Origin of the sequence: Sphingobium sp. (assembly GCF_035511395.1) — a bacterium.
Classification (GTDB): Bacteria; Pseudomonadota; Alphaproteobacteria; order Sphingomonadales; family Sphingomonadaceae; genus Sphingobium.
Genome location: NZ_DATKFP010000058.1, coordinates 1 through 10,033, shown reverse-complemented (window position 1 = coordinate 10,033; position 10,033 = coordinate 1). Strand labels below are relative to the sequence as shown.

At 64.9% G+C, this 10,033-nt stretch carries 7 protein-coding genes; 4 read left to right on the top strand and 3 right to left on the bottom strand.

Annotated features, from left to right (window positions below; genetic code table 11):
• Together VMR39_RS03375 and VMR39_RS03370 are read right to left on the bottom strand one after the other, a co-directional pair.
• A partial coding sequence (locus VMR39_RS03375) for a glycoside hydrolase family 88 protein (protein ID WP_325414353.1) occupies nucleotides 1-765 on the bottom strand: 765 nt, incomplete at its 3' end.
• The gene (locus tag VMR39_RS03370; RefSeq protein ID WP_325414351.1) at nucleotides 765-2,057 is read right to left on the bottom strand and encodes an oligosaccharide MFS transporter; all 1,293 of its coding nucleotides are present in this window, start codon (nucleotides 2,055-2,057) and stop codon (nucleotides 765-767) included. The genes VMR39_RS03375 and VMR39_RS03370, both read right to left, overlap by 1 nt.
• Nucleotides 2,058-2,260: 203 nt before the next feature.
• On the opposite strand from VMR39_RS03370, the gene VMR39_RS03365 reads away from it, so the two are divergent.
• The 4 genes from VMR39_RS03365 to VMR39_RS03350 are packed head-to-tail and all read left to right on the top strand — an operon-like array spanning nucleotide 2,261 to nucleotide 7,389.
• Entirely contained in the window at nucleotides 2,261-3,325 is a 1,065-nt protein-coding gene (locus VMR39_RS03365; RefSeq protein ID WP_325414349.1) for a LacI family DNA-binding transcriptional regulator, read from the top strand.
• A 47-nt stretch (nucleotides 3,326-3,372) separates the two neighbouring features.
• The gene (locus VMR39_RS03360) at nucleotides 3,373-4,260 is read left to right on the top strand and encodes an ROK family protein (RefSeq protein ID WP_325414347.1); all 888 of its coding nucleotides are present in this window, start codon (nucleotides 3,373-3,375) and stop codon (nucleotides 4,258-4,260) included.
• Between the two features lie 13 nt (nucleotides 4,261-4,273).
• Nucleotides 4,274-5,989, top strand: coding sequence for a glycoside hydrolase 43 family protein (locus VMR39_RS03355; protein WP_325414345.1), 1,716 nt, complete (start codon nucleotides 4,274-4,276; stop codon nucleotides 5,987-5,989).
• Nucleotides 5,986-7,389 (top strand): glycosyl hydrolase family 28 protein, encoded by a 1,404-nt coding sequence (locus VMR39_RS03350; protein ID WP_325414343.1) that lies wholly within the window; start codon nucleotides 5,986-5,988, stop codon nucleotides 7,387-7,389. The genes VMR39_RS03355 and VMR39_RS03350 overlap by 4 nt, the downstream gene beginning before the upstream one ends.
• A 101-nt stretch (nucleotides 7,390-7,490) precedes the next feature.
• Here the strand turns inward: VMR39_RS03350 and VMR39_RS03345 are convergent.
• On the bottom strand, nucleotides 7,491-10,033 hold a 2,543-nt coding region (locus VMR39_RS03345), incomplete at its 5' end, for a TonB-dependent receptor (RefSeq protein WP_325414341.1).

Here is a 10,033-nt window from a genome sequence, read left to right as displayed (position 1 = left end):
CCGCCAGGCGAGGGCGAAGCCATAGATGCCCCAGGCCTGTCCGCGCGCCCAGCTGCTGTCGTCGGAAAAGCCCTGGTGCGTGCTGCCGTGACGTGGTTCGCCGGTGACGGTGTCGACGTAGTAGGTATGGAAAGTCGAGGCATCGGGGCGGACCAGCAGGCGCGCGGCCTGTTCGAGATGCTGGTCGGCGGCGGCCGCAAAGCGGGGATCGCCGGTCTGGCGGGTCGCCCAGTAGAGCAGCGGCACGTTGAGGTTGCAGTCGATGATCATGCGGCCGCGTTCGGCTGGCACGTCCATGTCCCCCCATGCCTGGATGACCTTCGCCACCGGGTCGAAGCGCGCCAGCAGCTGTGCCGCCGCGGCAACGCCGGCATTCCTGGCGTTGCGATCGCCCGTCAGGCGATGGCCGGCGCAGGAGGACAGGGTATACAGGAAACCGAGGTCGTGATGGTCAACATTGATGCGCTTCTCGATCCGGTTGGCGAACGAGGCGAGGTTCTGCACCGCGATCTTGCGGTAATTGTCCGCGCCTGTGAATTCCCACGAGAGCCACAGCATCCCGGTCCAGAAGCCGTTGGTCCACTCGACGTTGTCGATGGGGCCGTAGATGTTGCTCTCGCTCGAGGGCGCGGGAAAATGGGTATCGAATTGCGGCAGCATGCGATCGACCCGCGCCAGCGCCGCGGCGATCCAGGCATCGACCAAGTCCGGGCCCGGGCGGTCGAGCGCGCGGGGAGACAGGGCCTCGAAGGTAACTTCACTCATCAAAGAGCATCCTCGTAGCGGCGCGCGTCCGGTTCGGATGCGATCGCGGCGGTGTCGGGCGACTGTCCGGCCTTGCGGGGGACAGGCGTGTATTCGGGTGGGGTCGGGGCAAGGGAGATCGCCGACCAGATCCAGAAGAAGAACGCGAAGCCCGCGATCAGGAAGTACGTGTGCTGGAAGCCGAACAGGTCGTAGCCGATGCCGGCGATCGGTGAGAGGATGGCAAGGCCAAGCGAATGGCCGAAGCTCACGCCGACCATGTAGACCGTCGAGGCGAACCGGCTCTCGAAATGGTAGGCGATGTAGCGGAAGATCGAGACGGCAAGGATCGGCAGTTCCACCGCATGCGCCATCTTGCACATCGAGATCGTGACCGGACCGGTCGCGAAGCCCGATCCGGCGATGCGAAGGATCATGATCATCGCCGCCAGCAGCAGCCCGCGAGTGGCACCGATCCGGCGCACGATCAGCGGCGCCACGAACATCCCGCCGGCCTCGACGAAGATCTGCGCCGCATTGAGGTAGCCGAACATCGCGTTGCCTTCCTCTGCCGTCGGGAAGAGCGAGGAGAAGTAGAACGGGAACTGCTGGTCGTAGACGAGGTAGAGGTTGGTGACCCCGAGGATCAGGATCATGAACCTCCAGAAGCGCGCCTGACCGAACAGGGCGAGCGTGTCGCGTAGCTTCAGCTGGTCGGCCGCATGCTGCGCCTCCTCGTCCGGTTCGATCCGGGCAAGGCGGATCAGCGGGATCAGCGCCAGCCCGGCGATGCTAGCGAGGAAGAAGTTGATCGTCGGATCGAGGTTGTAGAGGCGGCCGGAGAATGCGGCAGCCGTCGCGAAGCCGATCGAGCCCCACAGCCTGGTGCGGCTGTATTCGAAGCCATAGCGCCGGCCGACACGGTCGACGTAGCTCTCGAGGGCATAGCTACCGGCCATGAAGGTGAACCCGAGATAGACCCCGCCCGTGACCGCGCCGAGCGGCAGGCTCCATCGCAGCAGCGGCGCATAGACATACAGGAAGAACGGCCCGGCAAGGATCACCAGCGAGGCGATCATGACCGGCACCACTTTGCGAAAGCCCATGCGATCGGACAGGAAACCGTAGGCTGGCTGTGCCAGCATCGCGCCGATCGAATTGACCGCGAAAACCGTCCCGGCCTGCGCGCCGTTCAGCTGCAGCGAGCGGGTCAGCCAGATCGATAGCAACGACATCGCCATGGCCTGCGCGAAAAAGAATGCGAACAGGAAGGCGCTCAGGACCGCGTAGTTTCTTTGTCGATTGGCAAGCACGGCATCCTCGTTCGCTGCGTGGCGGCTGCTTCGATCTCGCGAATGTCAGCATTCTGTTATCGATATCAAGTATGCAGCCGCGATTCCGGTTTGGCAAGGGCATAACTTGACACACCGCCAAGAACAGTTATCGATATCAGGAAGGGAAGCGCGTCACCGTATCGGGTGCTCGCCGGCCGTGAAGGCCCTGGAGAGGCAATTTGATGGCAAATGAGTCGGAGCGCAAGGATAGCGGCGCGAAGAGTGCGCATCGCCCTGTCGTGACGATCCATGACGTGGCCCGCCATGCCGGCGTGTCGTCGATGACGGTATCGCGGGTGATGACCGGCAAGCGGCATGTCAGCGAGGCGATGCGCGAGCGGGTGAATGCCGCGATCGCCGAACTCGAGTATTCGCCCAATCTCAACGCCCGCAGTTTCTCGAGCGCGGTGCGGGTGGGGGCGATCTATTCCAATCCTTCCTCGTCGAACCTGGGCACCTTCCTCATGGGCGCGTTTCGCCAGAGCGGGGAGAGCGGTTGCCAGTTCCTCATCGAGCCGGGCGCGAATGAGGCGGAAGCCATCGCCAGCCTTCATCGCCTCGTCGAGGCGCGCATCGGCGGGGTCATCCTGCCGCCGCCGCTGTGCGATTCGCAGGCGCTTCTCGATCTCGCGGCCAGCGCGGACGTCATCCCGCTGGCCTTTGCGACGGCTATCCCCCGCGAAGGCATCTCGGCCATCATCGTCGACGACTACAAAGGGGCCTTCGACATGACGCGCTATCTCATCGACAAGGGGCATCGTGCGATCGGCTTCATCCAAGGCGATCCGGCGCACTCACCATCCCAGCGCCGCGAGCAGGGATATCGCGCTGCCATGGCGGGAGCGTCGCTGACGATCCGCGACGAATGGATCGCTCCGGGCCTGTTCAACTACCGCTCGGGGCTCGATGCCGCACACCAGCTGCTCGACCAGCCCAACCGACCGACCGCGATCTTTGCCAGCAACGACGATATGGCGGCGGCCGTCACCGCAGTTGCCCATGGCCTCAATCTGCGTATTCCGGGCGACCTCAGCATCGCCGGATTCGACGATGCGCAGATCGCCGCCACGATCTGGCCCGAGCTTACCACCATACGCCAGCCGATCTCGGATATGGCGTCGCGCGCCGTCGCGCTGCTGAGCGATCAGGTGCGCGAGGCGCGGACCGGAGCGCGGCCGGAAGTGCGGCACGTGCGCGAGATGCTGACACTCGTCGAACGCGCCTCGACCGGGGCGCCGATCGACTGAACCGGCTGCGCCTGCAGCCATCAAGACATTTGCGAAGGGACAATCGCATGACCATCTTCGGCGCGATCGAAGCGGGAGGCACCAAGTTCGTCTGCGCGGTGGTTAGTTCCAGTGGCGGCTCGCTGCGCACCACCACCATCCCGACGCGCGATCCCGATGCCATGTTCGCGGATGTGGAGGCGTTCTTCGGCTCGGCTGCGGACCTCGGGCCGCTGGCGGGGCTGGGAATCGCCAGCTTCGGTCCCGTCGGCGTCAATCAGGCCCTGCCGGAGTACGGCCGCATCCTGGCAACGCCCAAGCCTGGCTGGGAGGGCACCGATATGATCGCGCGCGCGCGTGGCTTCCTCGACGTGCCGATCGGGCTCGATACCGATGTCAACGCCGCTGCCCTTGCGGAGATTGCGGCGATCGGCGGAGGGCTGCGCGATCTCGCCTATGTCACGGTCGGCACCGGGATAGGGGTGGGCCTTGTGAGTGCAGGCCGCACCGTCCATGGCATCGGCCATCCCGAGGCCGGGCACATTCCGGTCCGGCGTCATCCGGCCCATGGCGATTTCGCCGGGCTGTGCCCCTTCCATGGGGATTGCCTTGAGGGCCTGGCGGCGGGCCCCGCCGTGGCGGCGGCCTGGGACCTAACGCCCTCCCACATTCCGCATGACCACCCCTTCTGGGATGTCGAGACGAGCTATCTCGCGCAGCTGTGTGCCTCTCTGTTCCTGACCACCGGGCCGGAACGCATCGTGCTCGGTGGCGGGGTGATGAAGCAGGAGCGCCTGCTGCCCCTGATCCGGGCGCGCACGCTCGAATTGCTGGGCGGCTATGTCCATGCGCTGCGCACAATCGACGATATGGAGCGCACGATCGTCTCGCCTGCATGCAGGGAGCCGTCCGGACTGGTCGGGGCTTTCCTGCTCGCCGAGGACGCCGCAGCCTGACCGGGAGAAGACCATGCTTCGCACGAGCTCGCTTTCGCTCGCGGTACTGGCCGCATGTCTGATCGCAGGCGCATCCGCCGGAGTAGGTGCCGGTGAGGGGCGCTGGATCCCCGATCAGGGCGACGGCACTTATAGCAACCCGGTGCTGGCGGGCGACTATTCGGACCCCGATGCCGTTCGCGTCGGCGACGATTTCTATCTCGTGTCGTCTTCGTTCACCGATGTTCCCGGCCTGCCGATCCTCCACTCGCGCGACCTCGTCAACTGGACGCTGATCGGTCATGCGCTGGGCCGCGTCCCGCCGGATGACCACTATCGCACCGCCCGGCGCGGCGGAGGCGTCTGGGCTCCTGCGATCCGTTACCGCGATGGCCGCTTCGTGATTTACTATCCCGATCCCGACCGCGGCATCTTCATGGTCTCGGCGACCGACCCGAAGGGGCCATGGAGCGAACCGGTGTTGGTGGACAGTACCACCGGCGCGATCGATCCGGCGCCGTTCTGGGACGATGACGGCACCGGCTGGCTTGCCTACGCCTTCGCGAAAAGCAGGGCGGGCAAGGCCAATCTCATCGCGCTCAAGCGGCTGAATGCGGCAGGGACCAGGACCGAAGGCCCCGAACGTATCGTCATCGACGCGGGGCGAATGCCCAAGGTCGCGACGAGCCTTGGACCGCGTCCATGGCAGACGACCGAGGGGCCCAAGCTCTACAAGCGCGATGGCTGGTACTACGTCTTCGTGCCCAGCGGCAGCGTCAAGGGCGGCTGGCAGGGGGTCTTCCGAAGTCGCAGGATCACGGGGCCCTACGAGGGGCGGAACGTCATGGATCAGGGCGGCACGGCAATCAACGGGCCTCACCAGGGCGCGTGGGTCGACACGCCGGGCGGCGAGGACTGGTTCCTCCATTTCCAGGATCGCGATGCCTACGGGCGAATTGTTCACCTGCAGCCGATGCGCTGGAAGGATGGCTGGCCGGTGATCGGAATGGACAACGATGGCGACGGACGCGGGGAGCCGGTGCTCGTGCATCGCAAACCCGGCGTGGCGACGCAACCGGTCGCGGCTCCGGTTGCCGATGACGCGTTCGATCAAGGTTACTCGCTTGCCTGGCAGTTCGGCAGCAACCCGGGGAGCGACTGGGCCAGCGTCGAGGACGGATGGCTTAGGCTCAAGTCGGTGACGGGATCGGCGGACCTGTACGAGACCGGGGCGGTGCTGTCGCAGAAGCTTCCGGGACCGGCGTTCTGCGCGAGCACGCTGATGCGTTTTGCGCCCTTGCGGGTCGGCGAGCGGGCCGGGCTGGCGGTCCACGGGGTCAACTTTGCATGGATTGGCCTGGAGAACCGCGCGGAAGGCATTCGGGTGGTGCAGGTACGCAAGGACGACGAGCGCCCCGGCATACCCATCACCGAGACGGCAGGGCCGGTGCTGAAACAGGATCGCGTCTGGCTCAGGGCCTGTGCGAGGCCGGTCATGGTGGATGTGCCGCCCCCGGACTTCGCCCCCTACTGGCCCTCGATGCTGCGCGATACGCGCATGGCGGTGCGCTTCGCATATAGTCTCGACGGTATGCGTTACGAAGAGCTGGGATCGACGTTCGAAGCCAGGCAGGGGCGCTGGGTTGGCGCCCAGATCGGTCTTTTCGCGCAAGCTGCCATCGGCACGCCGGCCGCCGTGGCGACCAGTGTCGGATACGCGCAATACGACTGGTGGAAGATCGGCGAGTGAAGCCCCTGACCCTCCTCGCGCTCGGCGCGCTTGCCTCTGGACTGCCCGCACAGGCCGCGCCGCCCGCGGTTCTCGAGGTCTACCCGCCGCCGCCGGGCAGCGACTATTACACCTCGTTCGACGACACGTTCACCGTGCGGGTACGTCAGCCGGGAGGGGAATGGCGCGACGTGTACGAATACCGCGTCATGGTCGATCTCGACAAGCCGCAGCCTGCCTCGATGGTCACCTTCGGCACCGGCGGCCCGGTCGAGGTGGCGATCCAGAAGAACAACGGTGCAGTCCGCCACGTCGCCGTGCGGCCTGCGTCGCGCGGGATCGAGGCCAGGCTCGTCGGTGCGACTGCCTACCTGACACTGGATGGCCCGGCGAACCTGTCGATCGAGTTCGACGATGACCGCCTGCACAACCTCCATCTCTTCGCCAATCCGATCTATCCCGCCGCCGCGCCCGCGAAAGGCCGCAAGGTCGTGGCATTCGCTCCCGGCATCCATGTCCCGCCGCAAGGGCAGGACAGCTTCCGTTTCGAATCCGACACAGACGTGCGCCTTGCCGGAGGTGCTATCCTCAAGGGGCAGGTCGATGTCGTCAAAGCCCATGGCGTGCGCATCGTCGGGCCGGGCATCCTCAAGGGCGGCAAGGAGGGGATCACGGTTCTTCATTCCGAGGGGATCGAGATCGATGGCCCGATCGTGGTCAACCCGGGCCATTATACCTTGATGTGCGGACAGTCGCGCGGGCTGACGGTCCGCAACCTGCGCACGTTCAGCGCGGGCGGCTGGACCGATGGCATCGACCTGATGGCCTGCTCGGATGTCCACATCGATCGTGCATTCCTGCGCACTTCGGACGATGCCGTGGCGATCTATGCCGATCGCTGGGACTATCATGGCGATGCGCGCAACTACCTCGTGGAGAACTCCACGCTCTGGGCGGACGTCGCCCACCCGGTGAACATCGGGCTTCACGGCAGCAAGGATGAGCCGCGCACGATCGAGAACCTGGTATTCCGCAACATCGATATCCTCGATCACGACGAGGACGACCGCGACTATCAGGGCGCGCTGGCGATCACCGACGGCGACAACAACCTGGTCCGCAACGTGGTGTTCGACGACATCCGCGTCGACCGGATCGAGGAGGGCATGCTGTTCAATTTCCGGGTGGTCTTCAACCAGAAGTACAGCCTGGCTCCGGGGCGGGGAATAGAGAACATTGTGATGCGCCGTGTCCGGTTGCGCGGCGGAAGCGTGAACCGCCCCGTCATCGCCGGATTCGACGCCCACCGAACCGTGCGCGATGTCAGCCTTGCCGATGTCGGCGGACCGGATGGGGCGTTGTCGCTCGAGGACATTGATGTCGGCCCCTACGCGGAACGGGTTTCGACCTTACCGCGGTGAAGTGAACGCACTGTAAAAAATGGGTCGCCGGCGGAGGAGCCGGCGACCCATCAGGTTTGAGAGGGTTTCGTTGGGAGGAATCCCCTCTCGTCCCGGAAGCCTCAGCTTCCGAAATTGTAGCGCAGGGTCGCGCCGAAGTTGCGGCCATTCATGAAATGCTGGCGCTCGATCCCGGTCGCGAGATCAGGCTCGCCGACGAAGCGATCGGCCGCCTGGTTGGTCAGGTTCGACGCCGTGATCGCGAGCGAGAAATTGTTCGGCAGATTGAAGTTGATCGAGGCATCGAGCAGCCCGAAGCTGCGGATGTAGCGACCGTCGATGGGGTTTGCCGCCAGGCCGAACAGGATCGCCTTGGAGCGCCAGGTGTAGACGAGGCGCGCCGAGATCGTCTCGTCCTCGTAAAGCCCGGTGACCGAGTACGAATACTTGGACGTCAGCGGCTGCATCGTGTTCACCCGCTGGCCGTTGAGCGTCAGGGGGTTCTTCGTCTCGACGTAGGTGAACGAGCCCTGCAGGCCGAAGTGATGCGCGAAGTCGGGAAGGAAGTCGTAGTCGAAGAAGGTCTGCCCCGCCAGCTCGATGCCCTTGGCGGTTCCCTTCTCCGCATTGATGGTCTGGGTGATGAAGTACTGGTCGCCCGAGCAGCTGGTGTTGGTGGTCGGGGTCGGCGCGCCTGCAACGCTCTGGCACGATGACACGCCGCTGAAGAACCCGTCGATCTTCTTGTAGAAGAGCGCGGCCGAGACGTAGTTCACCGGCGAGAAGTAGTGTTCGAACGAGAGATCGAAGCTGTTGGCCGTCTGGGGCTTGAGGTCCGGGTTGCCGACCGAGCCCACGCCGCTGACCGTGTTGATGATAAGCGAGGGGTTGAGCGCGGAGAACTCGGGACGAGTGATGCCTTTGCCATAGCCGAAGCGCACCAGCGTATCAGGCGTGATATAGCCGGTCAGGTTGAAGCTGGGCAGGGCGTAGGTGTAGGACGACGTGCTCTCGCTCGGCACCACGTTGCCGGTATTCAGCGGATCGATCATGGCGCGCACGAAAGTGTCTGTCTTGACCACGCGAACACCGGCATTGCCCTTGATCCGGTCGTCGAGGAACCCGAAGTCGGCGACGGCATATCCGGCGTAGCTCTTCTCGCTGAAGTAACGGCGGTTGAGCACGATCTCGGCCAGCGAGTCTTCCGGCAGGATTCCCGCGTTGGGGAAGCGCGAGCGCACGTTGTCGCCCAGCAGCGCATCGGGTGAGAACGTCAGGTAGCCGCCCGAGTAGCCCGCCTCGCCGTTCATGAAGTTGGTGGGGGATGTCGCGACCAGATCCGCCATCGAGGCCACCGAAATGGCGTTCGAACGATCGGCAGCGAGCGCCAGGCCGTTGGTGGTCAGGTTGCGGTTGCTGAACGAGTAGTTGTGGTAGCTGTCCTTCTGGGTGGCATAGCGCGCGCCGACCTTGATGTCCTTGAGGAAGGAATCGTCGAACCTGTAGACCAGATCGAGCGCGGCCGAGATGCCGTCGTCATGCCAGGTCTGATTGGTGGCGTTCGAGTAGTTGTTGAACACCCAGGAACCGGCCGAGGACAGGTCGGGTCCGGTGATAGAGACCTGCTGCGGCCGGCCGAGATCGCGCGTGATGTCCCAGGCCAGTCCGGCCGCCGATGCCAGCGTCACCGACCGGTTGTCCTGCGTCTGGTCGGCTTTGACGTAGGAGAAGTCGAAATCGACGTCGAGGTGGTCGCTCGCCGCCCACTTCGTGCCGCCTGCGATCACGAAGGTCTCGTAGCGACGATGTTCGTCGCCGCCGGTCGTCGACAGCCCGGAATTCAGGAACGTGCCGCCGGTGATGCGCTGGCCGGACAGCAGGTCGTTCGAGCCGCCGTTCGCGTTGCGGTTGGCCAGCATCTCGTCGATCGTGAAGGCCTGTGTCGTCAGGCCTTGCGCGTATCGGCTGTCGGTCGCGTTGAGGAAGCGATAGTTCTGATGGTAGAGGTACGAGTTATAGTTGCCCTCCACGTAGAACTCGAGGCCAGGGCCCGGGCGCCATTGCAAGGCACCGTTGAGCCCCTTGCGGGTGCGGGCATAGTCCTCCTGGGCGATGTTGTTCTGAACGCCGACCGACGTCAGCAGGTTCTGGCGCTCGCTGGCCGAGACGGTGGTCGGATCGACATCCGCCAGGTAGGTCACGTCCGAGCGGCCCAGATAGGCGCCGTTGAGATTCAGGCCGGTGCCGACATTGGCGGCATATTCGGCGCTGTCCGCGCGGATTGCCCGGCGGAACTGCGTGCCGCCGACCGCTGGCGTGTTGTCGCCGCGATTGAAGCTCTTGGCGTAGCTTGCCGCTAGCAGCACACCGATCTCGCCGCCACCCGGCAGGTCCCAGCGGTTCGACACCATCCCGAAGTATTCGGGCGTGAGCTTCTTGCCCAGATCGTTGAAGCGGCCGCCCGCTGCGGCGGATATGGCCAAGCCCTTGAAGTCGAAGGGTTTGCGCGTGCGGATGTTGACCAGGCCACCGATCGCGCCCTCGATATGCTCGGCCGACGGGTTCTTGAAGACATCGAGGCCGGCGACCATGCCCGGGCTGGCGCCCTCGACATTGAATTCGCGGCTGCCTGCGGTGAAGTAGGCGCGCCCATCCACGCGCGACC

What these genes read in the sequence shown, in the direction of transcription:
- VMR39_RS03365 (WP_325414349.1), top strand. Translation starts at nt 2,261, where the DNA reads ATGGCAAATGAGTCGGAGCGCAAGGATAGCGGCGCGAAGAGTGCGCAT.
- VMR39_RS03360 (WP_325414347.1), top strand. Translation starts at nt 3,373, where the DNA reads ATGACCATCTTCGGCGCGATCGAAGCGGGAGGCACCAAGTTCGTCTGC.
- VMR39_RS03355 (WP_325414345.1), top strand. Translation starts at nt 4,274, where the DNA reads ATGCTTCGCACGAGCTCGCTTTCGCTCGCGGTACTGGCCGCATGTCTG.